Origin of the sequence: Chromohalobacter sarecensis (assembly GCF_023061135.1) — a bacterium.
GTDB classification, from domain to species: Bacteria; Pseudomonadota; Gammaproteobacteria; order Pseudomonadales; family Halomonadaceae; genus Chromohalobacter; species Chromohalobacter sarecensis.
Genome location: NZ_JAKGAN010000009.1, coordinates 85,208 through 109,854, shown reverse-complemented (window position 1 = coordinate 109,854; position 24,647 = coordinate 85,208). Strand labels below are relative to the sequence as shown.

Below are 24,647 nucleotides of genomic sequence, written 5' to 3'. Positions count from 1 at the left end.
CGCTTAGACCGATCCGGAAAAACGCGGCAGCAAAGGACGACCGTCCGGTCGAAGCGCTGGCTCAAGGGAGTCGCGATACATGACCGGACTGCCCTCGTGGGTGAGGAAACGATAAGCACCGGATTGTTCCATGATGTCCTGCATCTGACGGTAGATGGCCGCCCGCTCGTCGGGATCGATCTCGCTGAGCGCCTTCTGGTGAAGTTTGTCGAACTCCGGGCTCGAGAAGCGCTCCCAGTTCCAGATGCCGACCTGCTCCGAGACGAACCAACTGGTGGCGTAGTAAGGGTCGGGTAGCATCGAGAAGCGGTTAAGCACCAGCTGCATGTTTTTCCAGCGATCACCTTCGCTTTCCATGCCCAGTGTCCAGAACGATCCCGAATCCTGCACGTTGATCTGCGTGGGAATCCCGACCTTAGCCAATTGCGCCTGAATGATCTGGGCCATGGTTGTCCATTCGCTAGCGTTGAGCGTATCGATGGTCAATGGCTGACTTGGTGGGCCGCCCGCCGCTTGCAGAAATTCTCTGGCCTTATCCAGATCCCCCTCGACCGGAATTGCCGAATGGTCACGATGGCCAGGCAGTCCCGGGGCAATCAATCCGGTGGCAGGTTCCGCTTCGCCGAAGTAGGCAGCATCAACTACCTGCTTGACGTTGATCGCATACTGGATCGCTTGGCGCAGGTTCTTGTCCCCGAGAGCGGGATTATCGAGGTTCATCCCCAGCCACACGTAGTAAAGCGACGGATACTCTTCGATCGTGGTATTCGCGGGCGGATCCTGCCGGTACTGCGCCAGAGAAGAAAGCGTAATCTGGGTGAAATCCAGATCGCCCGCTTCGTAGGCGCGTTCGGCGGTCTTGGTATCATCCATCGGCAAGATACGAATCTCGTCGAACCCAGGAGCAGGGCCGGTCCATGCCGGATTTCGCGTCAAACGGACGTACTGATTGGACTTCCACTCAGCCAGCACGTAGGCGCCGGAGAATACCGGCGGCGTCATACCAAAATTGCCCCCATCGTCGGTAGCATCCAGCACCGCTTTCTTGGAGACGATATGCCCGGTTCCATAGGGTAGCGCGATGGTCCAGAGGGGCTGGAAAGGTTCCTTGAGCACGATCACCCCCTCATAGCGCCCGGTTACTTCGACATGATCGAGTGGGCCCCAATCGCTCTTGACCGGGCTGTCATGCAATATCGCGCGCTCGAAAGAGAATTTCACGTCCTCGGCAGTGATCTCGCCGTAATCCCCCGAGAACTGCAGCCCCTGCTTTAACTTGAAGCGGATATGGGTATCGTCAACCTGCTCGATTTCCTCCGCTGATTCCAGCTCCCAGTCCCATTCCCGTCCCGCTTTGTAGCGGATGAGTTTGGTGTAGATGCAGTTCATGACATCCACGTTGTAGCCATTCTGATAGAAAGCCGGGTCCAGCGCATCGATATCGGCGTAGGCGCTGAGCCGTAGCGTCTGCCCGCTCTGTGCCCAGATTCGGGAGCCCAACGGCATCGTCGCTGCAAACAGGCAAGTCGACGCGGCGCCCTTCAGAAAAGCGCGTCTCCCAAAAGGGGCTGAAGCCATTGATACGGTATTTGTCTTTGTCATAATCGATTCTCCCTGTCCCACCATGCCACACGAACGGTGAGTGGCTTTATCATCTGCGCCCAATGAGAGACGGCGATTTTCCGCACGACTCGTGGCTGGGCGAGGTTTCACTTCAAGCGGCCGAAATCATGCAAGGTCTCGCGGGATTTCACAGTCCCAAGTCTGTTCGTGAGCTATCTCGCCACGCTCGCGAGCGACCAATCTGGCGCAGATGTAGAAATGACTCGGCGTTGCAGTAAATTCGGTTTCGGTTCGGCTTTCGACGCACCAAGCGTCACGCGCCATTAGCTGATCGGAGACGATGCAGGCGCGAAAGGACGACCAATCGTTTTCTTCGAAGGCGTAGGTTTCCTGCGTACTCGACGCGATCGTCAAATCATTGCCCTCGATTCTTATGACGCCAGCGTCATCGGTAATTTTCACGTGCACGCTACCGTTGGCAAGATCATTGATAATCTGCCAATCGCAGTGTGGCGCCGACAACGTTTCCGCCGCCATCGGCGGCGCGCCTAGAGGGTCACCCAGATCACGGGGGATTGGCTCTGAGGGATTATCGAGGCGAACCGGCAATACCAATCTTGTTGTCTGCAGATTCAGCGTCAATGCGACCGGTTCTGGAGACGGCCACGCCATGGGGAAATAGCTAGTGGAGATCGCCAGGCGCAGTCGATGTCCAGTGCGAAGCGATTGAGCGACGTGTTTGAAAGGCACGCTGACGCGGTAGCTTTCTCCCGGTACCAACGCTTCGGGAGACTCGTGGCTATTACGATGCGTCAGGTTGAGCAGTCCGTAGCTGACTCGAGTAGCACTACCAGAGGGTGCTACATCACTCAGCCTGACAGCCACCTGCGCCACGGGCTTGTCCACCGAGAACGTAAGTTCCAGCGCGGCATCGCCAACAATGTCGAGTGGCGTCTCGAGCGGCGCGGTCTCGAACGTGAGGCTGCCTGCATCATCACGACGCTGATCGACCGGCTGATCACCGGGATGGGCGTAGGAACACCACTTCCCCCCCATAAGCCCAACCCAAGGCGGCGAGGAATGGGTGACCGTTTCCGACTGACATGGCTCACCGTCGGCCACCAAATCGCCATTGGCGCTTAGCGCGAAAACTTTCGACACGATGTTAGGCGACGGCCAAGCAGGCTCTTCTATCCAGCGTCCGGCACGCGTCTCATAGTAGCTGGCGGGCTCCGCATGGTCCTGCAGATAGAATCGCAGGGCGGGCTCCTCCATGATGCCGGTCTCACGCCCCTTGAGCCAATGATCCCACCAACGCAGCTCTTCATTGTTCCAGTCGATCGCAGGCCCGGGGCTCCCCAGGTGAGGATATTTGTGTGCCCAGGGGCCAATGAGCCCCTTCTTAGGTCCTTGCAGTGTTTCCATGAGCCGGAAGACTGTCCGACAATAGCCGTCAGCCCAGCCGCTGACGGCGTAGACCGGCACATCGATACGACTGATATCCTCACAGACCGAACCATGTTTCCAGAAAGCATCGCGCCGTTGGTGCTCAGTCCAGTTCTGCAGCCACATTCCGGAGCCCGTGAGTCGATCCATCCATAGCCGACGCCACTTGTCGCCGACGAGTTCGGGATCGGGGGGCAGCGTGTTTATCGCGAACATATGAGACGCCCACGAGATCTGATCGATCAGCAGGGTCCCGCCCATATAATGGACGTCGTCGGCGTAACGATCGTCCGTGGACGAGAGTGACACTACCGCCTTCAGCGCAGGCGGGCGCTCGGCGGCAATCTGCAGGCCATTGAACCCGCCCCAGGAAATGCCCACCATGCCGACGTTACCGTCGCACCATTGCTGCTCGGCCAGCCAGGCGATGACATCACAGCCATCCTGAATCTCCTGTGCGGTGTACTCGTCTTCCATCACACCTTCGGATTCGCCGGAACCGCGGATGTCCACACGTACGTAGGCATAACCGCGAGCAGCGATGAAGGGTGCCCGGACTGCGTCCCGGGAAAGCGTGTTGTCGCCCTTGCGGTAAGGAAGGTATTCCAGAATTGCAGGAACGGACTTTCCATGCAGCGGTCGCCAAACGCGTGCGGCAAGCCTACAACCATCCGGCATAGGAATTTCCAGATGGAGGGTTTCTGCGACCTCGAAGAGGGATGAAGAACTTGGATCCATGACTTGCCAGTCCTGACTACGGGTTCGAATCCAGAGTGTCACTGTCAGGACTTGCGCTTCAATTTCGCCCCCTTCGCTACTTGACACTCTTCCCGCTTCGTTTAGCTTATAACCATGACTAATAATACTTTTTCAGCTAATCTTGGTTACGCTTGCGGTTTCTACCCATCGATCGCTTACGTTTGCCGCAGAATTGGCATCAATAGGCAGCAATTCAACAAATATCTGGCCGGCACGGTTCGCCCGTCGCGCTACAACATGCGACGCATCAGTGACTTTTTCGGCGTCACCGAAGCCGAACTATTGAGCGAACCCAAAGGCTTCACCGAACTGTTCTCTCTACGTCGCATGCCGAAACCTGCCCACCAAGACGATATCGTCGTACCGAGTTACCAGCGCCTATCTCGACTGTCCGCATCGCTTGATCGCTACTGCGGTAGCTATTTCCGCTATTTCTATTCGTTCAGCAATCCAGGTTACGTCATGCGCTCTTTTGCACGCCTTGAGCGTAAAGATGAGGTCTATCTGTGGAAAAATATCGAACGGGAGATCAATCCTGATACCGGTACGGCTGAGATAGCAAAATACGAGGGAGTCGCCCTATTTCTTGGCGAGCGGATCAATATCATGGAATACGAAACCCTGCTGGCCAGTTCCATCACTCAGATGATCCTCTACCCTTCGTATCAAGCCGGGATTGACTACCTGCTTGGGCTTCAGACCGGCGGACCGATCAAGCGTGGCAGAATGCCGGCAGCATCCAGGGTTGTACTGCAATATCTTGGCGAGAATGTCGACACGCGCCGCGCGCTTAGGGAATGTGGCCTAATGTGCCCGGAAGACGTCGCGCCAAGGATTGCGGGCCTGCTCGACAATCGCGTGTCTGCGGACAGCTGGGTCTTTGAGGTAGAGCAACAATGAACCGCAGCTCCCATTTGCTTAGAGGTACGTATGGTTGGATAGCCATGCAAATGGCCGCATCGCCGATTCAGTAGATTTCCGTGGCCGCGCTATCGATTCATATGCGGCCACGAGGGCGGCTATTCCAACTGAAACGGATAAACGTTACCGATGCCGAGTAGCTGCGTCAGTTCGTCCAGGGCGGTGAGCGATTCCTGGGCGAGTTGCGGGTCGGCGAGATCGGCGGGCGTCAGGCGATCACGATAATGCCGCTCGACCCAGGCCGTAAGGTCGCCATGCAGGGCCTCGTCGAGCAACACGCGGCCTCCGAGCGCTTGGCGCTCGGCCGACGAGAGCGCGACGCGCAGGCGCAGACACGCCGGGCCGCCACCGTTGCGCATGCTCTGCTTGACGTCCTTGACCAGCACCTCGCTGATGGGGTTGTACCCCGCCAGCAGCAGGTCCTGAATCGTCCGCCACACGGTCTCGTTCTCCTGACACTCTCCGGGCACGACCAGCGTCATGCTGCCGTCGGGGTTGGAGAGCAGCTGCGAGTTGAACAGGTACGTCGACACCGCATCCTCGAGACTGACCGCCTCGCTCGGCACTCGCACCGGAATCAGCGGCGACGCCATCCGCGCGCGCAGCGCGTCCAGCGTGGCGTCTTCATCTCGAAACGCCATGTCGTGATAGAGCAGCACCGGGCCATTGCCGACGGCGATGACGTCGTTATGGAAGACACCGGCGTCGATGGCCTCGGGGTTTTGCTGGGCGAACACCGTCTGCGCGTCGCTCAAGCCATGCTGCCGGGCGATCGCCTGACTCGCCTCCAGGGTCTGGCGCGTGGGATAGCGCGTGGGGCCGTGTTGCCCGCCGAATGCCTGGCGGCCGTAGACGAAAAGATGCACGCCGGGCTCGCCATGCGCGCCGCTCAACCGGGTGTGATTAGCCGCGCCTTCGTCGGAGAAGGCCGGCGTCGCCGGCAGCACCGGATGGTGCGCGAAGTGCGTCTCGTCGCGGAACATCGCCGCCAGCACGCGCGCGGTGGTGCGCGGTTCAAGATAGCGATGAAAGCTCGATTGCAGGTTCGCGGCGGTGAAATGCACGCGGCCATCCGAAGCATCCGCGCTGGGTGTGACGGTCGCCGCGTTGGCCGTCCACATCGACGAGGCCGAGCATACCGCGCGCAAAAGCTGGGGGGCTTCCTGGGCCGCTCGCGCCAGCACGCTCGCGTCATCACCGGTGAAGCCGAGATCGCGCAGCGCCCCCAGGTCGGGGCGTTGCTGGGGCGGCAACACGCCTTGCGCGTAGCCGGCCTCCATCAGCGACTTCATCTTGTCGAGCCCCTGCAACGCCGCCTCGCGGGGGTTGGCCGTAAGCCCCTCGTGGCGCATCGACGCCACGTTGCCATGCGCCAGCCCGGCGTAGTTGTGGGTCGGTCCTACCAGGCCGTCGAAATTGACCTCGCGTACCTCTTCACTCATAGAACCTTCACTCATAGCACCTTCGCTCATAGCGTCACTCCCGGCGGCAGGGTATCGGGCAGGCTAAGCGTCTCGGTTTCCATCGAGGCGACCGGATAGGCGCAGTAATCGGCGGCGTAATAGGCACTCGGGCGGTGGTTGCCGCTGTCGCCGATGCCGCCGAACGGCGCGTCGCTGGAGGCGCCGGTGGTCTGGCGGTTCCAATTGACGATGCCGGCACGGATGCGCAGCAGGAAGTCGTCCCAGTCGGCTTGCTCACCGCCGATCAGGCCCGCCGACAGGCCATAACGGGTATCGTTGGCCAGAGCGATGGCCTCGTCCCAGTCGTGGTAACGATGCACTTTGAGCAGCGGTCCGAAATGCTCCTCGTCAGGCACCTCGCAACCGGTGACATCGATCAAGCCCGGCGACAACAGGCTGGTGCCCTCTTCCAGGCGGCGCATGCTGCTCAATATCCGGCCGCCGCGTGCGACGAAATCGTCTTGGGCTGCCAGCAGGCCATCCGCGGCCTCGACGCTGGCCAATCCCGCATAGAACGGCGCCGGTTCGCTGAATGGCCCCGCCACGCGCAGCGCGCCAATGGCACGCACCAGCGCTTCGAGCAGCGCATCGCCCGCCGCGCCGTGGGGCACGATCAAGCGCCGCGCGCAGGTGCAGCGCTGCCCGCCGGAGGCGAACGCCGACTGCAGGATCGACAATACTGCCGCGTCTTGGTCCGGCACGTCCTTGACCACTAGCGGATTGTTGCCGCCCAGTTCCAGCGCCAGGATCTTGTCGACCTGACCGCCGAACTGACGATGCAGAAGCCCGCCGATCTTGGCGCTGCCGGTGAACAGCAAGCCGTCGATATCGGCGCTGCCGGCCAATGCCTGGCCAACCTCGGCCGCACCCTGCACCAGATTGATCACGCCGGCGGGCAGGCCCGCCTCGAGCCAGCATTGCAGCGTCAAATCGGCGGTCATCGGCGTCTGCTCGCTGGGCTTGAAGACCACTGCGTTGCCGGCCAAAAGCGCCGGGACGATATGCCCATTGGGCAGGTGCCCAGGGAAGTTGTACGGGCCGTACACCGCCAGCACGCCATGCGGGCGGTGGCGCAGCACCGCACGGCTACCGCCGACATCCCGCGCGCGTTCGCCGGTGCGCTCGTGATAGGCGGTAATCGAAATTGCCACCTTGCCGATCATCGCGCCGATCTCGGTACGCGCTTCCCACAGTGGCTTGCCGGTTTCATGCGCGATGCTCGTCGCCAGCGCCTCGCGATTGGCTTCCAGACGCTCACGGAAGCGCTCGACCACGGCCTGACGTTCTTCGAAGCTGTGACGCGCCCAGGCGGGAAACGCCTTCCGGGCGCCGGCTACCGCCGCCTCGACCTGCGCCGCGCTGGCCGCGCTGGCACTCCATAGCGTCTCGCCGGAAACGGGATCGGTCTTGTCGAAACGCGCGGCATCACCCTCGACCCAGGCGCCGTCGATCAGCAACTGCTGTTTGGCTTGCATAATGCTCTCCTTGGCACCGCGCGCCACGCCCGCGATGCAACTCATATGAAGGCGCCGACTCAGGTCTCGAGCAGGCGCAAGCGGTCGCCCGCACCGACGCCGAGACGCCGAGCCTCATCCACGCTCAACGTGAGCACGCCCTCCGCGCTGGGCCCGCGTCCGACCCAGGCGGCCCGGAATTCGCTAATGTTCGATGTCGCTACCAACCAGGTCGGGCGTTCGACACTGGCGGCCTCGTCCACGATCTCCACGGGATAGGACGCCGAGTCGCGCACCGCGCGAACATCGTCGATATAGGCCTCTACCGTGGGGCCGCCGTCGAAGATGTCGATGTAGCCTTCCCAACGCAGTCCTTCCTTCTTGAGCATTTCCAGCGCCGGGCGCGTGTGTTCGTGAACCGCACCGATGCAGGCCCGCGCTTCTTCGGACAGAAACGGCGTGTAGATCGGGAACTTGGGCATCAGTTCGCCGATGAAACTCTTCTGCCCGAGGCCCGTCAGGCGGTCGGCCTCGTTAAAATTCATGGGAAAGAAGTGGCTACCCAGGCATTCCCAGAACGCGCTGGTGCCGCTCTCGTCGAAGCGCCCGCGCATCTCGGCGAGCACCTTGTCGGGGAAGCGGTCGCGGAACTCGGCGATGAACAACCAGCGCGCCTTGGATAGCAAGGCGCCGTTGCGATCGCGCCGGTATTCGGGACGCAGATACAACGAGCAGACTTCGGCGTCACCGGTGTGATCGGAGCTGAGAAACAGCGTATCGATGGTGCGATGCAGATCGAGCTGTACCGACGAATGCGCCAGGGTGCCCAGGCGATAGTTGTAGAACGGCACTTCGCGGCCGACCTGCGCCTCGATGGCGCAACATCCGGCCAACTCGCCGTTGATATCGTCTTCGAGCACGAAGAAATACAGCCGGTCATCGATGGCGCTACGCTCCTCGAAGGCGCTGACCGCGTGCTCGATCTTGGCGGCGAGGAAGTCGCGATTGTCGGGCAACGAGGTAAACCCCACGCCGGTCTGCCAAGCCAGGGCTTGCAGCTCGTCGATATCGCGGCGTTCGATGGGTCGAATGCGCATCAGGTTTCTCCCTCGTCGAACTCATCCAGAACGCTGGGCAACGCCAAGGGCGCGGCCAGGACCGCGCGGCCTTCCTCGACGCCCAGCAACTCGGCATGCTCGGGCGTGAGCATCAACTGCCCGGTGGGCGACAGCGCATAGCGCGCCACCAGGCAGCGAAAGCCGCCCAGTTGCTGATTGGCGATCAACGCCGGCTCGGCATCCGGTAGCACGTTGCCGGGGCGCAAGCGCACCGGATGCCAGCTGGCCTGGCGCACGCTCTGCAGACGGTCACGCTCGCCGCGCACCACCGGCCCGCCATCGAAGATATCCACGTGCCGCGAGCGCACGAAGCCTTCGCCGAGCATCTCCTCGAGCGCGCCCTCGTGGTCGGGATGCTCACGGCCGATGGCGGCACGCGCCTGGGGCGTGAGCAAGGGCAGGTAGAGCGGGAACTGCGGCATCACCTCGGCGATGAAGCTCTTCGAGCGTACCCCGGCCAGCAGGTTGATCTCCTGAAAGCCACGCGCGAAGAAGTGCCGCCCGACACTGTTCCAGAACGGCGACTCGCCCTCGGCATCGAGATAGCCCGGGAAAGCCACGGCCAGAATCGAGGCGAAGCGCTCGGGGTACTGCGCGATGAACATCAACCGCGCGCGGCGCAACAGGCTCTCGGCGCTGGTGCCCTTGTAACGGGCGTCCAGTGACAGCGCGCACAAAAGCGTGGTCTCGGAGGTCTCGTGCGACAACGACAGGGTCTGCACCTCGCGGCGCACGTTGAGCTGCTGCGAGGCGTGGATCAGCGTTTCCTGACGATAGGTGTAGTAGGCATCCATGGCGCCCGCCTGGGCGCGAATGCTGGCGGTCCCCACCACTTCGTCAAGCTCGAGATCCTCGAGCACGAAGGTATAGGCCTCGTCTTCGGGAAAATCGACCTCGCGGGCCAGGGCACGCGTCGAGCGCGCAATACGCTCCTCGAGGCGATCACGATGCGCCGGCAGATTGGTCAGGCGCGGCGTGGCACTGCCCGCCAGGCGCTCCAGTGCCGGCAAGTCGCGGGGTTGAACGGGGCGAACGACAAGCATGGCAATGTCTCTCGATTGCGGGTTCATGCGTCCTGCACGAAGCGCGCCACGGCGCGTTCCAGGCGGGCCATCCCTTCACGGACCTCCGCCTCGGAGATCACCAGCGACGGCGCCATGCGCAGCACATTGGGGCCGGCGACCAACGCCATCAGCCCTTCTTCCATGGCCAGCGGCAGGATTTCCTTGGCTCGCCCTTCATAGGCCGGCGCCATCTCGGCCCCGAGCAACAGGCCCAGGCCACGCACTTCCTTGAAGATGCCGTACTCGCGATTGATCGCTTCGAGGTGCTCCTTGAACAGCGCATGGCGATGCATGACGCCTTCCAGGACCTCCGGGGTGTCGATGGTTTCCACCGCTGCCAGCGCCACCGCGCAGGCCAGCGGATTGCCGCCGTAGGTGGAACCGTGGGTACCCACCGCCAAGGAGGGGGCCACGCGGTCGGTGGTCAGCATGGCGCCGACCGGGAAGCCGCCACCCAACGCCTTGGCACTGGTCAGGATGTCCGGGGTCACGCCGTAGTGCATGTACGCATAGAGATGCCCGCTGCGGCCCACGCCCGATTGCACTTCGTCGAATACCAGCAGCGCCTGATGCGCGTCGCACAATGTGCGCAAGCCGTTCAGAAAATCGGGATCGGCCGGTACCACGCCGCCCTCGCCCTGCATCGGCTCGACCACCACGGCACACGTCTCGTCGTCGATCAGCGCGCGCACGCTGTCGAGGTCGTTGTAGACGGCATGTTCGATACGCCCGGGAATCGGCCCGAAGCCTTCGGAATACTTGGGCTGGCCACCGACGCTGACCGTAAACAGGGTGCGGCCGTGGAACGACTGGCGGAAGGAGATGATCTTGTCCTTGTGCGCGCCGAAATTGTCGTACGCCCAGCGCCGAGCCAGTTTGAAGGCTGCCTCGTTGGCTTCTCCCCCGGAGGAACAGAAGTACGCCTTGTCGGCGAAGCTGCGCTCGACGAGCGACTTGGCCAGGGCTAGCGCCGGCTCGTTGGTGTAGACATTGGAGAGATGCCAGACCTTGTCGGCCTGTTCCTTGAGCGCCGAGACCAGCGCGGGATGACAATGGCCCAGCGCGTTGACCGCGATCCCGCCGGCGAAATCGATGTATTCGCGCCCGTCCTGGTCCCACAGACGGCTGCCCTCGCCGCGCACAGGAATCGTCCGCTGCGGGGAATAGTTGGGCACCATGTAGCGGTCGAAATCGTCACGGGTCGGTGACTGGGACATCGTGTCGGTCCTCCTGGGTGGGTCAACGAATACGGTAGGTTGGCATTGAGTATACGAGGCTGAGAGGTCTCGGGTCTTTCAGCGATGTGACGACGAATTATGAAAAGAGGTTGAGTTTTGGCGTCTACGCCCCGACTCACTGATTTGCAGGCTTAGGGTCGTGTCATCACGACGCGAGGAGCCACATCGGACACACGAGGCGCTACAAGGAGACGCACCATGCAAATCGATCTCAGCGGCAAATCCGCCATCGTCACCGGCTCCACCGCCGGCATCGGCTTCGCCATCGCCCAGGGGTTGGCCGAGGCCGGCGCCGAGGTCACCCTCACCGGCCGTACCCAAGAGCGGGTCGACAGCGCAGTGCAAACGTTGAAAGCCGATGTCACGGGGGCAAAGGTGTCCGGCGTCGCCGCCGATCTGGGCAGTACCGAAGGTTGCCAGGCACTGATCGCCGCCCGCGCGGACACCGATATTCTGATCAACAACGTGGGGATTTTCGGGCCACAGGATTTCTTCGAGATCGACGATGACACCTGGGAGCAGTTCTTCCAGGTCAACGTGATGAGCGGCGTGCGACTATCGCGCCATTACGCTCAGGGCATGAAGGCGCGCGGCTGGGGACGTATCCAGTTCCTGTCCAGCGAGTCGGGACTGAACATTCCCGCCGAAATGGTCCACTACGGCATGACCAAGTCCGCCGTGCAGTCGATCTCTCGCGGACTGGCCAAAGTGCTGGCCGGTACCGGCGTCACCGTCAACGCGGTACTGCCCGGCCCGACGCGCTCCGAAGGCGTGGTCAACATGATCGCCCAGATGGCCGAGCAGGAAGGCGTGTCCCAGGAGGAAATGGAAGCGCGTTTCGTCAAGGAAAACCGCCCCAGCTCGATCATCGGCCGTCTCGCCACTCCCGAGGAAGTCGCCCACATGTGCGTCTATGCGGCCTCGCCGCAGGCCAGCGCCACCACCGGCGCACCACTGCGGGTGGAAGGCGGCATCGTCGACAGCATGGCGTAATCGCACGCGCACGGCCCGATACCCCCGGGCCGTGTCGGCATCGTGTCGTGCGCCTATCCTCGCATGGACGCCCCACCGGCAACGTGCTAAGACAGCGGTATGTCTTTGCCGGAGCACCGCGTCATGCTCAACACGACCGCCTGGAACCGTCTGCGCTATTCGCTTTATGCGCCGGTCTATGACCTGGTGGCGGCGCGGGCGTTTCGCCGCGCACGACGCCTGGCGTTGGACGGTGTGCATTGGCGCCAAGGCCAGCGCGTGCTGCTGATCGGTGCCGGCACGGGGCTCGATTTGCCTTGCCTGCCCCGCGACATTGAAGTGCATGCCATCGATATCTCGCCGGTGATGATCGCGCGCCTCAGGGCCCGTGCTGATCGCCACGGGCTGGACGTCATCGCCGCGACAATGGATGCCGCACGGTTGAACTATCCCGATGCGCATTTCGACGTGGTGGTAATGCACTTGATCGTCGCCGTCATGCCCGACCCCGAGGCCGGACTGCGCGAGGCGCACCGCGTGCTGATAGAAGACGGCCAACTGTGCGTGATGGACAAGTTCCAGAGCGATGCCCGCCCCGCCGGCTGGGGCAGGCGCCTGGTCAACGTAATGACCTCCTTCCTAGCCACCGATATCACGCGTCAGGCGCGGCCACTTCTGGAAGGCGCTGGCTTCGTCGTCGAACACGACACGCCGGTGATGATGGGCTCGCTGTTTCGGGCGTTGCTGGCGCGCAAGGCATGACCGCGCACCGGCGCACGAACGCATCACAACGCCTTGCTGAGCCTGACGCGTGGCAGGCGCTCACCGCCTCGCGCCACCCAATCTTCGCCCTGATGCGCCCAATCGCGACGCATCAAGGCATCCGCCAGTACCAGGCTCGCCTCGATTTGCATGTGCGCCACGCCGCGCTGGCGCATCTCGCCCTCGGCGTGCTCCAACAAGCGGCTGCCCACGCCTCGACCGGCCAGCGAGGGCCACACGTAAAGCGTTTCGATACGCCCTTCGCCGGGGTCGAGCTCGCAGAACCCCACGCAGCGCCCGTCGCAGACCGCCACTAGGGTGGGATAAAGCACCTGACGCGCCGCCCAGGCTTCGGCATCGCGCGGCAGAGCCATGGTCCACGCCTCGCGTTGCGCCAGCGTGTAATAGCCGGCGGCACCCTGCATCACGGCATGGTGAAACACTTCCGCCTGGTCGGCAGCATCGCGCGGCATCGCCGCGCGATAAACGACTCGTTCGATCACCGTTGCCTCCTGGAAATGGCATGCCTGGCGGATCACGCCGCAGGCGCCCAAACCGCCATGGTGAGGGGCACCGCGCAGGCTACACAAGGCCTATACGCCACACTAGCATGTCTCGCCGCATGGGCCGGCATTGGGCATAATGCCACGATGACCGATTGCGATTTCTCCTCTGACGAAGCATCCAACGCGTTCACGCTCACGCCCATTGGACGTATCGCCAGCGACTACCCGGACAAGTTCGGCATTCCGCGCCAACCGGGGCTGGCCAGTGCCGCGCGGGCGACGCTGACGCTTACGCCGCCGTTCGACGATCCGCTCGCTGTGCGCGGGCTGGAGGCGTTCAGCCATCTCTGGCTGACCTTCGTCTTCCATCAAAGCCCCACACGCTGGACGCCGCTGGTGCGCCCGCCGCGCCTGGGTGGCAATGCCAAGCACGGCGTCTTCGCCACGCGCAGCACGCATCGCCCCAATCGTCTGGGGCTGTCGCTGGTCGAGCTGGTGAAGGTCGACACGCGCGACGGCGTGACACTGCACCTGCGCGGGCACGACCTCGTCGACGGCACGCCCGTGCTCGACATCAAACCGTATCTGGCCTGGGCCGAAGCGCTTCCCGAGGCACGCAGCGGCTTCGCCCCGGCGCCGCCGCCGTCGCTGCCAGTGACGTTCTCGGCCGCCGCCGAGACACGCCTGCTGGCGCGTCGCGACGGTGACTCATTGCGTGAATTGATTCGCCAGGTATTGGCCCAGGACCCGCGCCCCGCGTACCACAAGAACGCGCAGAACAGCTCCGAGCGGCGCTACGGCGTGCGCCTGCGCGATGTGGACGTGCGCTTCTACCCGATCACGACCAACGGCATCGACTCGATGCATGTGGAAGACATCGTCGTGGCGTCTTCTCCCGCGTAAACGACAGTCCCGCGTAAACGACAGCGGGGCGCCCGTAGGCGCCCCGCTGGGGATAGGCCGGAAACGCGGCGGCAATCAGAATGTGATGCCGATCCGTCGTCCGACTTCTTCATAGGCTTCGATGACGCCGCCCAGGCCCTGGCGGAAGCGGTCTTTGTCCATCTTCTCGCGTGTATTGGCGTCCCACAGGCGGCAGCCGTCCGGCGAAAACTCATCGCCCAGCGTCACCTTACCGTCGAACATGCCGAACTCGAGCTTGTAATCGACCAGCAGCATGTCGCCGTCGAGAAACAGCTGCTTGAGAACGTCGTTGACCTGGAAGGTCAGGGCTTTCATGGTCGCTAACTGCTCGGGCGTCGCCCAGCCGAACGTCTCGGCCAGCGACTCGTTGATCATCGGGTCGCCGTTGGCGTCGTCCTTGAGGAACAACTCGAAGGTCGGCGGTGTCAGCGTCTGGCCTTCCTCGACGCCGAGACGGCGCACCAGCCCGCCCGCAGCGACATTGCGCACCACGCACTCGACGGGAATCATCTCGAGGTTCTTGACCACGCATTCGTCGTCGGAGAGCAGCGTCTCGAAATGCGTCGGAATGCCCGCCGCCTGAAGCTTTTCCATGATGAAAGCATTGAACTTGTTGTTGACCGTGCCCTTGCGCGCCAACGATTCCTTCTTCTTGCCGTCGAAGGCGCTGGTGTCGTCGCGGAAGCGCAGGATCAAACGCTGCGGGTCATCGGTGCGGTAGACCGACTTGGCCTTGCCCGCGTACAGTTCGTCACGTTTTTCCATGGGGTCTCCACAATGGCCCTCGCGGGGCCGGCTGGCTCTTGTCTGGGCGCGGATCGCACGACCCGCGACGTATTAAAAGGCTATTCAAAGCGTTCTACGCTGCCAACGGTGAACGACCGCGACTCACGCGATGCTCTGCCAGGCGAAGCCGTGTTCCTGCGCCGATACCAACAGCCGCGACTCATCGCCGGACAACAACGGCGTCAGCGCTTCCAGCGCCAGCTCGGGGCGATTGTTCTCCGCCGAGATATGCGAACACACGATACGCTGCAGGCGATCCAACCCCAGCCGCGTCAGGAGCTCGGCGGCCTGAACATTGGCCAGATGCCCCCAGTGCCCCCCGACCCGCCGCTTGAGGTTGCGTGGATAGGGGCCGACATCGAGCATACGGCGATCGTGGTTGCACTCGAGAATCAACGCATCACAACCCCGGAACGCGTCGATGACGTGTTCGCTGGGATGACCGAGGTCAGTGAGTACGCCCAAGTGGCGCCCATGCGCGCGAAACCGAAACTGCACCGGCTCGCGGGCATCATGGGGCACCGTGACCGCCTCGATCTCCAGTCCCTTGATCGCGAAGCGTGACTGGGGCACCACCCACTCATGGCGCGGTACCTCGCCCAGGCGTCCCGAGAGCCAGGTACCTGCGGTCAGGTAGACCGGCAGCGCGTAGCGCCGCGCCAAGGGGCCCACGCCACGAATGTGATCGCCATGCTCATGGGTAAGAAGAACGGCATCGAGCTGGCGGGGATGCAGGCCGAACTGCGCGAGACGGCGTTCCGCCTCGCGCATACCAAAGCCGCAATCCACCAGCACATGCGTTTCACCGTCACTGACCAGCGTGGCGTTGCCCTTGCTGCCGCTACCCAGCGATGCGAAACGCAGGGCCGCCTGAGGCTGATCCATCATGCCGTCCGGCATCTCAGCGCAAGGTCGCCGCCACGGCGTCGAGCACTTCACGGGCATCGCCCGAATCCACTGGACCGCCGTCTTCGCTGCTGACCTGCACCTGCGTGGCGGTGCCGCCACTGGCACTGACATCGAGACGGTAGCGCTGGGTCGCATCGTCACCGCCGAACCAATCGAACCAGCCGGAATCGTCATCGCGGGCGGTGTAGTCGATCACGAACTGACCGGCGCTACGATTCTGGTCGACCAGGGCGCCGCGTTGGTCCTCGAAGTTGTTCTCCAACTGATAACGCAGTTCCGGCCAGGCACGCTCAAGATTCAGCGCCAGCTCGAGCTGCCACTCACCACCATGGTTCGATAAGCGTACGCGCTCATCGCTCGCCAGCGGTTGTGCCGCCAGAGACACGCCTTCCTGGTCACCGACATTGTCGTTCAGGTAGCGCTGCAGCGCGTCGAGGCACCGAGTTTCGTTGGCGCTGCCTTCACAACGCACCTCGCTGGAGCCGTCACGCAACCCCTGACGGACACTCAACGTCCCCAGGCCGGTCTCGAGACGCCCGCTATCGGCATTGGCGCTGTCGACATTGGCGCCTTGCGCGGACGCGAATCCCTGCAGCATCGGCCAGACACCGCCCGGCGCGGCATTGACGACCAACCAGCGCTCGTCGCCGGCCTCGCGAGATTCGACGAATGTCGCCTCGGCTTCCTGGCTGGAGGCGAGCGGACGTGGACGCGGCACGTCGAAGTCTTCGTCCGTGGCCGCGAAGTCACTCTCGGCGTCGGGTACCGGCATGGCGTTCTGGTAACGTGACGAATCGCGCGAGTCCGGCAGCGTCACAGGCTCAACCATCTCGGCATCGGCGTATTCGGCGTTGCGGTCGTAATAAAAACCGGAACGGCTACAGCCACTTACGATCAGAGTGGCGCCGATGATCAGCGGCATCCATTTAAGGACGGGTTTCATGCATCCACCTTCTTTATGCGTTGATCGGCGTCGAGGAGCATCGCTAACGCAGGTAAACGTCTGACCTCCCGTTCACGACGGTATGTCAGTCTTCGGCCACGTCGGCGAGCTGTAGCGCCTCGCTCACCGTGGAGTGGTACTTCTCGGATAGCCACGTCATCGGTAGACGAATGCCCTGCTCCGCCAACCCCATGCGATTGAGCGCCCACTTCACCGGGATCGGATTGGCCTCGACGCCCAGTGCAGTATGCAGTGACATGAGGCGTGAGTTGATCTGATGCGCACGTTCGGTATCGCCGGCGACGGCGGCCTCGCAGAGATCGTGCATGGCATGCGGCGCGACATTGGCGGTCACGGAGATATCGCCGTGGCCTCCCATCAACATGAAATCGCACGCCGTAGGGTCGTCGCCGGAGTAAAGCGCGAACTCGGTATCCTTGAGACGCTCGACCAGCTCCTCGGCGCGCTCGAGATTGCCGGTGGCGTCCTTGAGTCCGACGATGTTCTCGAGTTCAGCGAGACGGAACACGGTCTCGTTGTAGATATCCGAGCAGGTGCGACCGGGCACGTTGTAGAGAATGACCGGCAATCCGCCACCCTCGGCGACCGCTTTGAAATGCTGGTAAAGCCCTTCTTGAGTGGGCTTGTTGTAATAGGGGGCTACCGACAAGCAAAGGTCCGCGCCGACTTCGCGTGCGTAACGCGCCAGTTCGACCGCTTCCGAGGTCGCGTTGGCGCCGGTGCCGGCAATCACTGGAACGCGGCCGTCGACTTCCTCGACGACGCAGCGAATGACGTCGAAATGTTCGGCGAACGACATGGTGGTCGGCTCACCGGTGGTACCCGCCGCGACAATAGCATCGGTGCCGTTGTCGAGATGGAATCCCACTAGGCGACGCAGCGCCTCCCAGTCGATCTCGCCACTGACCTTCATCGGTGTCGCCAAGGCGACGATGCTGCCTGTGATCATGCTGCAGTGCTCTCCTGTGAATCGGGCCAGCGTGCCACCGGCATACGCGGGCGATAAAAATGCACGTATCGCCAACCGGGCGTTTCAAGCGCCGGACCGGCCTTTTCTGTCATGAGGTCGATCAACGTCAAATGGTACTCAGCCAGCTTCATCCTGTACAGAAGCGGTGTACTTTGACACGCGCGCCTGACGGTTATGTAATCTTGACCGCTCACGTTAAGGCAACGCTATCTTTCACATCAGCACGCGAGGAACCTTCATGAGCGTCAGCAGCGGCCAGCCCGTTCCCGATTTCACCGCCTCGGCGACGGGCGATACGCAGATCACCCTTTCCGACTACCGTGGCCGGCAGGTCGTGATCTATTTCTATCCCAAGGATAGTACCCCGGGCTGCACCACCGAAGGGGGCGATTTTCGCGACCGCAAGGCCGACTTCGAGGCCGCCAACACCGTCGTTCTCGGTGTCTCGCGAGACGGGTTGCGTGCCCATGAGAACTTCAAGGCCAAGCAAGGGTTCAATTTCGAGCTGATTTCCGACAAGGATGAAGCGCTATGCCAGCTCTTCGATGTCATCAAGCTCAAGAAGCTCTACGGCAAGGAGCACCTGGGAATAGAGCGCAGTACTTTCTTGATCGACACTGACGGCAAACTGGCGCGCGAATGGCGCAAGGTGAAGGTCAAGGGCCACGTCGAGGAGGTGCTCGACGCCGCCCGTGAACTCAACGCGACGTCCTGATCACTGCTCCGCAGGGGGAGATCGCACACCTGGGTCGCGCACACCGCGCGGCCAGGCATACACCAACGCCTTGAGCAGGGTCGCCAGCGGAATCGCAAAGAACACCCCCCAGAAGCCCCAGATACCGCCGAAGAACAACACCGCGAGAATGATCGACACCGGGTGCAGGTTGACCGCCTCGGAAAACAGGATCGGCACCAGCACATTGCCATCCAGCGCCTGAATAACGGCATAGGCCAGCAGGACGTAGGCGAGTTGATCGCCGATACCGAAGTGGAAACCCGCGACGGCCGCCACCGGCAGGGTCGCCACTGCCGCGCCGATATATGGCACCAGCACCGACAAGCCGACGATCAATGCCAGCAAGGTGGAATAGGGCAATCCGAACATCCAGAAGGTGATGAAGGCCACCACACCCACGATCAGGATCTCGATCGCCTTGCCACGAATGTAGTTGGCGATCTGATCGTCCATCTCATGCCAGATGCGCGTCATCAAGGTACGCTTCTTGGGTAGCAGGGACAGCAGGAACAGCGTCAGGCGCTCGCGGTCCTTGAGCAGGAAAAACACCAGAATCGGCACCAATACCAGATAGACGATCACGCCCAATAAATTGCCCAACGACGCCAGCGACAGCGTCAGCGCCCGCTGACCGAGCTGGGTCGCTTCGCGCCCGGCGGTGGCGATCCACTGTTCGATTTGATCGGGAGTGATCAAGGTCGGGTAGCGCGACTGCAAGGCATCCAGCAATGCCTGACCACTGGCGAACATACGTGGCGCTTCCTGCACCAGTTCCACCATCTGGTTCCAGACCAGCGGCATGATCACCAGGGCCAGCGCCAATAATGCCCCCATGAAAATCAGGAACACGACCAGTACCGACAGCAGGCGTGGCAAGCCTCGCCGTTCCAGCCACGCGACCACGCCTTCCAGGAGGAAGGCCAGCACCAGGGCAGTGAAGAACGGCGCCAGCATCCGACCCAGGCAAATGACAGCGGCAAAGCCCAGCACCAGCACGATGAGCAAGACGACCGCTTCCTCATCCGAGAAATAGCGCTCCATCCACCCCTTGAAGAGGCCTTTCATCGTCATGCGGTGCTTCCTCGTTCGCCCTTGCGCAGCCAGTAATAGTAGACGCCGTCCCTTTCTTCGCGCGCCTCCAGGCAGTGCGTGCCCTGCGCGGCAAAGGTCTCAAAATCCTGCCACGAACCCACATCGGTCGCCTGAACCTCGAGCAACGCGCCCACCTCGAGCGTCGATAGGGCCTGCTTGGCCTTGAGCAGCGGCAACGGACAATGCAGGCCGCGTGCATCGAGCATATGATCGGGTTGCAACGCCATCTGCGTCCCCCAGCGGTTGGGTAGTTGAAAATGCAACGATTTAAAGGCACTTTGCCAGTCAGTTCAATGTCGAAGACAACGGTAGCATGGCGTGCACCATGCCGTCGGCCTACCCGCCCCGTCGCGTCATTCAAGAGGATGCCCATGCCACGTCGCTGGACGCTGCTTCCTGCCCTATGCCTAGCTCTAACATTTGGCGCCTTTGCGTCGAATGCCCTGGCACAAAACGATTACGGCCTTCCCGAGCTGGGTGGCTCGAGTGCCACGGTTTCAAGCGCAGAGGAACACCGCCTGGGCCGCGCCTGGCTGCGCCAGTTCCGCGCCCAGACCGACGAGTGGCAAGATCCTATCGCGCAGGATTACATTCACGGCCTGGTGGCGCGCCTGTTACCGCATACCGGGGTTCACGACGAGACCGTCATCACCTTGGTCGATAGCCGCCTTCTCAATGCCTTCGCCGTGCCGGGCGGCGTGGTCGGCGTCCACAACGGCCTGTTCACCTTCACCGAGACCGAGGATGCCCTGGCCTCGGTGATCGCCCACGAGCTCGGCCATCTATCACAGCATCATTTTGCGCGCCGCATGCAGCGCGTGGAAGAGACGCAGTTACCCACCATGGGCGCCATGCTGGCCGGCATGGTGCTTGCGGCGGGTGGCGCAGGCGATGCCGGGCTGGCTGCCATGGTCGGCTCGCAAGCGGCATTCATCCAGGATCAGCTCGCCTATTCGCGGCGTTTCGAGCAGGAAGCCGACCGCGTCGGGCTGGAGGCCCTGGCCGATGCCGGTTTCGACCCGCAGGCCATGCCCGAGCTCTTCCGCGCCATGCAACGCTTAGCCAGTCTCCAGGGCGGCAACCCGCCGGAATTCTTGCTCACACACCCAGTCACCGAAGCGCGCATCGCCGACACCCAGGCCCGCGCCGACCAGATGCCCTCGCCCGCACCGCACGATAGCACGGCCTTCAGCCTTATTCGCGCTCGCGCCCTGCTCGCGCTGAATCGCGACAATCCCGACCAGGCCATGACCCAGCTACGTCAGGACGACACTCCTGACGCCGCGATACGCTACCTGCAAGCGTTGATCGATGCCCACAACGGTCATACCGCACAGGCACTCGACGCGATCGACCAATTGAGCGCGGCGCAGCCGGATCTCTCGATGCTGCCGGCCAGCGCAGCCCAGGTGGCGCTCGATGCCGGCCAGCGCGATGCGGCATTGACCCGTGCCCAGCGGATCCTGCGTTTGCAGCCGGACTACCGCCCGGCGCAGCTCATCGAGGCGGAGGTGCTGCTGCAGCAAGCCCCACGCCAGGCATACGGCATCTTGCGCCGCATGAGCGATCAGTATCCCGAGGATCCGCAGGTTTTCTCCTTACTCGCGGAAGCCGCCGGACGCAGCGACCGCCATCTGTGGGGCATGCTCGCCCGCGCCGAGCAATTGCAGCTGACCGGTCATATCGACCGCGCCATCAAACAGCTCGATATCGCCGAAGAGACGGCACGCAATCAAGGCGACTTCGCCATGGCCAGCCGCTTGGTTGAACGCCGCAAGGCGTATTTGGGGTATCGGCAGACGCTCCAGGACTTCTAGGCTTTGTACGAAAACTGCCTGTGCTCGGCCATACGGCGTTAAAAATCAGCTCGTGCGCGAGTCCGATCAAAGTACTCATTTACACCCCGTAAACTCCGCCTTTTCGCTGATTTTTGCCTTGTCTGGCCATCGCTCGCCGACTTTTCGTACAAAGCCTAAGCTCTGAAAACTGCCGTCAATGACGCGGGATGCGTTCGTCGCGCGGACTGATGCCGAAATGGTTACGGTACGCCGTGGAGAAATGCGCCCCGGAGGAAAAGCCCGTGGACAAGGCGATGTCGCCGACCGCCTGCTCGCTGTCACGCAGCAATTGGCGGGCCTTCTGAAGACGCAGTTCCAGGTAGTAACGGCTGGGCACCGCCTGCAGATACTTCTTGTAAAGCCGCTCGAGCTGCCGCCGGGAAATCCCCAGGTGTTCCGCCAGCTCGTGGGTGGTCAGCGGCTCCTCGATATTCGACTCCATCAACGTCACCGCGTCGACCAGGCTCTGTGGTGCGTGCGAGAGACGCGCGCGCAGCGGTACATGCTGAGGCTCGTCCGCCATGCGGATGCGCTCGCAGACGAAATGCTCGGAGACACGTTCGGCCAACCGCGCGCCATGCTGCTGGGCGATCAACGTCATCATCATGTCCATCGCCGCCGTGCCGCCCCCGCAGGTCAAGCGGTCACGGTCGATCTCGAACAACTGATGCGAGACATGCACACCGGGAAAATCCCGCGTGAACGCATCGGCCCCGGCGACGTGCAGCGTGACCCGATAGCCCTCCAGCACACCGGCGCGTGCCAGCACCTGGGTGCCACCGGCGATGCCGCCCAGCATGACCCCGCGTGACGCCAGCCGTTGCAACCAGCCATGCAAGGTCGGGGATTCGCTTGCTGGCGACGGACTCACGCCGCACACCATGAGCATGTCCAGATGCTGGACATCGCTGCCCGCCACGCTTTCCGGGGTCAACGCCAGCTCCGCAGCGCTTTTGACCGCGCGCCCATCGAGCCCGAAGGTACGCGGCACATAGAGTCGACGCTCGGCCAGCAAGTTGGCGACGTGCAACGGCTCCATGGCGCAGGCTTGGGCCAGCAGCGAAAATCCCGGCAGCAGCAAAAACCCCACCTGGCGTGGTGCATCGTGGCGCGCTTCACTGCCTGGCATCGAGCAGCGCCTCCACCAACGCGTCCGTCTCGCGGTCGATATGCGCGGCGCGCGTGGCGAGTTCATCCAGCGCCTCGCGCATATTGGGCATCCGGTCGCCCAGCGAGGCCAGATCGCGGGCCTTTTCCTCGTGTTCGAGCAACAGCGCGGTATCGTTGAGCGTCTCCGTCAACGGCCGCATCTGCTCGCGCGAGGTGGCAAGCGCCTGGCGAATGTCTTCATAGCGCTCTCGGGACTCGGCCAATTGCCGCTCGCTGAGTTCGCGATAACGCGCATCGTGGTAGTCGTCGAGTTCGTCACGCCATTCGCTGAAGACTGCCTCGGCCGCCTCGTCGGCGTCATCGAGACGCCAGGCCAGATCGCGCTGCGCGTCGTCGCTTTCCTCCAGCGCCTGCGTCAGTGCCTCGCGCTCACGCGAGAAGGTGCTCGACGAGGCGGAAAGCGCCAGGTCCAGGCGCGACAAGGCGCTGTCCAGCGCCTCCCGGGCGCGTTGCTGGGCCTGCCGGGCGGCGTCGACGCGCTCCGCCAGCACCTCGCCCCGCGACACACCAAGGCGCTCCATCGAGGCGTAATACGGCGAACTCTGACAGCCGACGAGCAGGCTCAGCAATACGAGACACAGCCCCCAGCGCAACACGCGGGGCAGACGCTCGGTCACGGCAGTCACAGCTGCACGACGTCGAACTCCACCACGGGGTCGACGTCCGCCTCGTAATCGACATCCTCGCGCTCGAAGCCAAATAGCTTGAGGAAGTCGTGCTTGTAACCGGCGTAATCGGTCAGCGTGAAGAGATTGTCGGTGGTCACCTGCGACCATAGCTCTTTACACGGTTGCTGCACGTCATCGCGCAGTTCCCAATCGTCGAGACGCAGGCGCCCTGCTTCGTCGGTCTCCTGCTCTTGAGATGAATACAGACGCTGGGTATACAGGCGGTTAAGCTGATCGATGGTGCCTTCGTGCAGGCCCTTCTCCTTCATGACCTTGTAGACCATCGAGATATAAAGCGGCATTACCGGAATCGCCGCGCTGGCCTGGGTCACTACCGACTTGAGCACCGCCACGTTGGCACTGCCGCCCTCTTTCGAAAGACGCGCGTCGATCTCGCCGGCGGCGCGGTCCAAGTCCTCCTTGGCCTTGCCCAGCGCACCATGCCAGTAGATCGGCCAGGTAATCTCGGTGCCGATGTAACTGAACGCCACGCTACGTGCGCCCGGCGCCAACACACCCGCCTCGTCCAGCGCGTCGATCCACAGCTCCCAATCCTCGCCGCCCATGACGGTGATGGTATCGGCGATCTCTTCCTCGGTGGCCGGCTCCACGGAGGCCTCGGTGATGGCATCCTTGTTGGTGTCGATGGCCGTGGCGGTATAGGTCTCGCCGATGGGCTTGAGGGCGGAGCGCTTGAGTTCACCGCTATCGGGCATCTTGCGTACTGGCGAGGCCAGCGAGTACACCACCAGATCGATCTGGCCCAGGTCCTGCTTGATCAACTCGATGGCCCTGGTGCGCGCTTCATGCGAGAAGGCATCGCCATTGATCGCCTTGCTGTAAAGGCCTTCTTCCTTGGCGAACTTGTCGAACGCCGCCGAGTTGTACCATCCCGCCGTGCCCGGCTTCTTCTCGGTGCCCGGCTTCTCGAAGAAAACCCCTAGCGTCGACGCCCCGTAACCGAAGGCCGCAGTGACACGCGCGGCCAAGCCATAGCCGCTGGAGGCGCCGATCACCAACACCTTCTTGGGGCCATTTTGCTGTTCGCTTTGCGGAATATTCGCACGCGTGGTGGCGATCTGCTCGGCCACATTGCGCTCGCAGCCTTTGGGATGCGTCGTCGTGCAGATGAAGCCACGAACCTTGGGTTTTATGATCACAGAGGGAACCTCTTTGCTGACGTCATTCGTTGATCGCGGTCGAAACCGCACGGGGAAACGCGCGCCAATGCACGGTTTCTCTATTGTGGGGCATTCTAGCGGGTGATGGCGTCCATGTCCGCACCCCCTTGCTCGCCATGGCCGAGTGGCCGAAGATGCCCGTT

General features: G+C 62.7%; 23 protein-coding genes. 6 read left to right on the top strand and 17 right to left on the bottom strand.

Features of this window, described 5'->3' with window-relative positions:
* Window positions 1–3: 3 nt before the first annotated feature.
* Together L1071_RS13860 and L1071_RS13855 are read right to left on the bottom strand one after the other, a co-directional pair.
* Complete coding sequence (locus L1071_RS13860; protein WP_246975913.1) at window positions 4–1,506, bottom strand: ABC transporter substrate-binding protein; 1,503 nt, start codon at window positions 1,504–1,506, stop codon at window positions 4–6.
* Between the two features lie 222 nt (window positions 1,507–1,728).
* Window positions 1,729–3,747, bottom strand: a complete 2,019-nt coding sequence (locus L1071_RS13855; protein WP_246975910.1) for a CocE/NonD family hydrolase — start codon at window positions 3,745–3,747, stop codon at window positions 1,729–1,731.
* A 114-nt stretch (window positions 3,748–3,861) separates the two neighbouring features.
* Here L1071_RS13855 and L1071_RS13850 point away from each other — a divergent pair, with 114 nt between their 5' ends.
* Window positions 3,862–4,668, top strand: a complete 807-nt coding sequence (locus tag L1071_RS13850) for a helix-turn-helix domain-containing protein (protein WP_246975907.1) — start codon at window positions 3,862–3,864, stop codon at window positions 4,666–4,668.
* Window positions 4,669–4,787: 119 nt separating this feature from the next.
* On the opposite strand, the gene astB is transcribed toward L1071_RS13850, so the two are convergent.
* The 5 genes from astB to L1071_RS13825 are packed head-to-tail and all read right to left on the bottom strand — an operon-like array spanning window position 4,788 to window position 11,005.
* Window positions 4,788–6,131 (bottom strand): N-succinylarginine dihydrolase, encoded by a 1,344-nt coding sequence (astB, locus tag L1071_RS13845; RefSeq protein ID WP_246975985.1) that lies wholly within the window; start codon window positions 6,129–6,131, stop codon window positions 4,788–4,790.
* A gap of 26 nt (window positions 6,132–6,157) precedes the next feature.
* Window positions 6,158–7,627, bottom strand: a complete 1,470-nt coding sequence (astD, locus tag L1071_RS13840; protein WP_246975904.1) for a succinylglutamate-semialdehyde dehydrogenase — start codon at window positions 7,625–7,627, stop codon at window positions 6,158–6,160.
* Window positions 7,628–7,686: 59 nt separating this feature from the next.
* Complete coding sequence (astA, locus tag L1071_RS13835) at window positions 7,687–8,703, bottom strand: arginine N-succinyltransferase (RefSeq protein WP_246975901.1); 1,017 nt, start codon at window positions 8,701–8,703, stop codon at window positions 7,687–7,689.
* Window positions 8,703–9,767 (bottom strand): arginine N-succinyltransferase, encoded by a 1,065-nt coding sequence (locus L1071_RS13830; RefSeq protein ID WP_246975898.1) that lies wholly within the window; start codon window positions 9,765–9,767, stop codon window positions 8,703–8,705. The genes astA and L1071_RS13830 overlap by 1 nt, the downstream gene beginning before the upstream one ends.
* Before the next feature lie 23 nt (window positions 9,768–9,790).
* Window positions 9,791–11,005, bottom strand: a complete 1,215-nt coding sequence (locus L1071_RS13825; RefSeq protein WP_246975896.1) for an aspartate aminotransferase family protein — start codon at window positions 11,003–11,005, stop codon at window positions 9,791–9,793.
* Between the two features lie 219 nt (window positions 11,006–11,224).
* Here L1071_RS13825 and L1071_RS13820 point away from each other — a divergent pair, with 219 nt between their 5' ends.
* Complete coding sequence (locus L1071_RS13820) at window positions 11,225–12,019, top strand: SDR family NAD(P)-dependent oxidoreductase (protein WP_246975893.1); 795 nt, start codon at window positions 11,225–11,227, stop codon at window positions 12,017–12,019.
* Window positions 12,020–12,142: 123 nt separating this feature from the next.
* Window positions 12,143–12,760 carry a class I SAM-dependent methyltransferase gene (locus L1071_RS13815; RefSeq protein ID WP_246975890.1) on the top strand — a complete coding sequence of 206 codons (618 nt, stop codon included), beginning with the start codon at window positions 12,143–12,145 and terminating at the stop codon, window positions 12,758–12,760.
* 23 nt (window positions 12,761–12,783) lie between these two features.
* Here L1071_RS13815 and L1071_RS13810 read toward each other — a convergent pair whose 3' ends face one another.
* Window positions 12,784–13,233 carry a GNAT family N-acetyltransferase gene (locus L1071_RS13810; protein WP_281504618.1) on the bottom strand — a complete coding sequence of 150 codons (450 nt, stop codon included), beginning with the start codon at window positions 13,231–13,233 and terminating at the stop codon, window positions 12,784–12,786.
* Window positions 13,234–13,410: 177 nt separating this feature from the next.
* Here L1071_RS13810 and tsaA point away from each other — a divergent pair, with 177 nt between their 5' ends.
* Window positions 13,411–14,169, top strand: coding sequence for a tRNA (N6-threonylcarbamoyladenosine(37)-N6)-methyltransferase TrmO (gene tsaA, locus L1071_RS13805; protein WP_246975884.1), 759 nt, complete (start codon window positions 13,411–13,413; stop codon window positions 14,167–14,169).
* Between the two features lie 75 nt (window positions 14,170–14,244).
* Here tsaA and purC read toward each other — a convergent pair whose 3' ends face one another.
* From purC to dapA, 4 genes are all read right to left on the bottom strand, one after another.
* Window positions 14,245–14,955, bottom strand: coding sequence for a phosphoribosylaminoimidazolesuccinocarboxamide synthase (gene purC, locus L1071_RS13800; RefSeq protein ID WP_246975881.1), 711 nt, complete (start codon window positions 14,953–14,955; stop codon window positions 14,245–14,247).
* Window positions 14,956–15,078: 123 nt separating this feature from the next.
* Window positions 15,079–15,861, bottom strand: a complete 783-nt coding sequence (locus L1071_RS13795) for an MBL fold metallo-hydrolase (protein WP_246975878.1) — start codon at window positions 15,859–15,861, stop codon at window positions 15,079–15,081.
* A 16-nt stretch (window positions 15,862–15,877) separates the two neighbouring features.
* Window positions 15,878–16,828 (bottom strand): outer membrane protein assembly factor BamC, encoded by a 951-nt coding sequence (locus L1071_RS13790; RefSeq protein WP_246975875.1) that lies wholly within the window; start codon window positions 16,826–16,828, stop codon window positions 15,878–15,880.
* Between the two features lie 85 nt (window positions 16,829–16,913).
* Complete coding sequence (dapA, locus tag L1071_RS13785) at window positions 16,914–17,798, bottom strand: 4-hydroxy-tetrahydrodipicolinate synthase (protein ID WP_246975872.1); 885 nt, start codon at window positions 17,796–17,798, stop codon at window positions 16,914–16,916.
* A gap of 259 nt (window positions 17,799–18,057) precedes the next feature.
* Here dapA and L1071_RS13780 point away from each other — a divergent pair, with 259 nt between their 5' ends.
* The gene (locus tag L1071_RS13780; protein ID WP_246975869.1) at window positions 18,058–18,534 is read left to right on the top strand and encodes a peroxiredoxin; all 477 of its coding nucleotides are present in this window, start codon (window positions 18,058–18,060) and stop codon (window positions 18,532–18,534) included.
* Here the strand turns inward: L1071_RS13780 and L1071_RS13775 are convergent, their stop codons facing one another.
* The gene (locus L1071_RS13775) at window positions 18,535–19,626 is read right to left on the bottom strand and encodes an AI-2E family transporter (protein WP_246975866.1); all 1,092 of its coding nucleotides are present in this window, start codon (window positions 19,624–19,626) and stop codon (window positions 18,535–18,537) included.
* Window positions 19,623–19,874, bottom strand: coding sequence for a sulfurtransferase TusA family protein (locus L1071_RS13770; protein ID WP_246900197.1), 252 nt, complete (start codon window positions 19,872–19,874; stop codon window positions 19,623–19,625). The genes L1071_RS13775 and L1071_RS13770 overlap by 4 nt, the downstream gene beginning before the upstream one ends.
* Window positions 19,875–20,018: 144 nt before the next feature.
* Between L1071_RS13770 and L1071_RS13765 the strand changes: the two genes are divergently transcribed.
* Window positions 20,019–21,464: a M48 family metalloprotease gene (locus L1071_RS13765; protein ID WP_246975864.1), complete on the top strand. Its 1,446-nt coding sequence runs from the start codon at window positions 20,019–20,021 to the stop codon at window positions 21,462–21,464.
* A gap of 175 nt (window positions 21,465–21,639) precedes the next feature.
* Here L1071_RS13765 and L1071_RS13760 read toward each other — a convergent pair whose 3' ends face one another.
* From L1071_RS13760 to fabV, 3 genes are read right to left on the bottom strand one after another with little or no spacing between them, the layout of a single operon-like run.
* Entirely contained in the window at window positions 21,640–22,614 is a 975-nt protein-coding gene (locus L1071_RS13760) for a GlxA family transcriptional regulator (RefSeq protein ID WP_246975862.1), read from the bottom strand.
* A complete protein-coding gene (locus L1071_RS13755) occupies window positions 22,601–23,281 on the bottom strand; it encodes a DUF2959 family protein (protein ID WP_246975859.1) in 681 nt (226 codons plus the stop codon). The genes L1071_RS13760 and L1071_RS13755 overlap by 14 nt, the downstream gene beginning before the upstream one ends.
* Entirely contained in the window at window positions 23,278–24,483 is a 1,206-nt protein-coding gene (gene fabV, locus L1071_RS13750; RefSeq protein ID WP_246975856.1) for an enoyl-ACP reductase FabV, read from the bottom strand. Before fabV ends, L1071_RS13755 begins: the two co-directional genes overlap by 4 nt.
* Between the last annotated feature and the right edge of the window lie 164 nt (window positions 24,484–24,647).

What these genes read in the sequence shown, in the direction of transcription:
- L1071_RS13795 (WP_246975878.1), bottom strand. Translation starts at nt 15,861, where the DNA reads ATGGATCAGCCTCAGGCGGCCCTGCGTTTCGCATCGCTGGGTAGCGGC.
- L1071_RS13780 (WP_246975869.1), top strand. Translation starts at nt 18,058, where the DNA reads ATGAGCGTCAGCAGCGGCCAGCCCGTTCCCGATTTCACCGCCTCGGCG.
- purC (WP_246975881.1), bottom strand. Translation starts at nt 14,955, where the DNA reads ATGGAAAAACGTGACGAACTGTACGCGGGCAAGGCCAAGTCGGTCTAC.
- L1071_RS13770 (WP_246900197.1), bottom strand. Translation starts at nt 19,874, where the DNA reads ATGGCGTTGCAACCCGATCATATGCTCGATGCACGCGGCCTGCATTGT.
- L1071_RS13810 (WP_281504618.1), bottom strand. Translation starts at nt 13,233, where the DNA reads ATGCCGCGCGATGCTGCCGACCAGGCGGAAGTGTTTCACCATGCCGTG.
- tsaA (WP_246975884.1), top strand. Translation starts at nt 13,411, where the DNA reads ATGACCGATTGCGATTTCTCCTCTGACGAAGCATCCAACGCGTTCACG.
- L1071_RS13815 (WP_246975890.1), top strand. Translation starts at nt 12,143, where the DNA reads ATGCTCAACACGACCGCCTGGAACCGTCTGCGCTATTCGCTTTATGCG.
- L1071_RS13825 (WP_246975896.1), bottom strand. Translation starts at nt 11,005, where the DNA reads ATGTCCCAGTCACCGACCCGTGACGATTTCGACCGCTACATGGTGCCC.
- dapA (WP_246975872.1), bottom strand. Translation starts at nt 17,798, where the DNA reads ATGATCACAGGCAGCATCGTCGCCTTGGCGACACCGATGAAGGTCAGT.
- L1071_RS13775 (WP_246975866.1), bottom strand. Translation starts at nt 19,626, where the DNA reads ATGACGATGAAAGGCCTCTTCAAGGGGTGGATGGAGCGCTATTTCTCG.
- L1071_RS13765 (WP_246975864.1), top strand. Translation starts at nt 20,019, where the DNA reads ATGCCACGTCGCTGGACGCTGCTTCCTGCCCTATGCCTAGCTCTAACA.
- astB (WP_246975985.1), bottom strand. Translation starts at nt 6,131, where the DNA reads ATGAGTGAAGAGGTACGCGAGGTCAATTTCGACGGCCTGGTAGGACCG.
- L1071_RS13855 (WP_246975910.1), bottom strand. Translation starts at nt 3,747, where the DNA reads ATGGATCCAAGTTCTTCATCCCTCTTCGAGGTCGCAGAAACCCTCCAT.
- astA (WP_246975901.1), bottom strand. Translation starts at nt 8,703, where the DNA reads ATGCGCATTCGACCCATCGAACGCCGCGATATCGACGAGCTGCAAGCC.
- L1071_RS13790 (WP_246975875.1), bottom strand. Translation starts at nt 16,828, where the DNA reads ATGAAACCCGTCCTTAAATGGATGCCGCTGATCATCGGCGCCACTCTG.
- astD (WP_246975904.1), bottom strand. Translation starts at nt 7,627, where the DNA reads ATGCAAGCCAAACAGCAGTTGCTGATCGACGGCGCCTGGGTCGAGGGT.
- L1071_RS13850 (WP_246975907.1), top strand. Translation starts at nt 3,862, where the DNA reads ATGACTAATAATACTTTTTCAGCTAATCTTGGTTACGCTTGCGGTTTC.
- L1071_RS13760 (WP_246975862.1), bottom strand. Translation starts at nt 22,614, where the DNA reads ATGCCAGGCAGTGAAGCGCGCCACGATGCACCACGCCAGGTGGGGTTT.
- L1071_RS13860 (WP_246975913.1), bottom strand. Translation starts at nt 1,506, where the DNA reads ATGCCGTTGGGCTCCCGAATCTGGGCACAGAGCGGGCAGACGCTACGG.
- L1071_RS13820 (WP_246975893.1), top strand. Translation starts at nt 11,225, where the DNA reads ATGCAAATCGATCTCAGCGGCAAATCCGCCATCGTCACCGGCTCCACC.
- L1071_RS13830 (WP_246975898.1), bottom strand. Translation starts at nt 9,767, where the DNA reads ATGCTTGTCGTTCGCCCCGTTCAACCCCGCGACTTGCCGGCACTGGAG.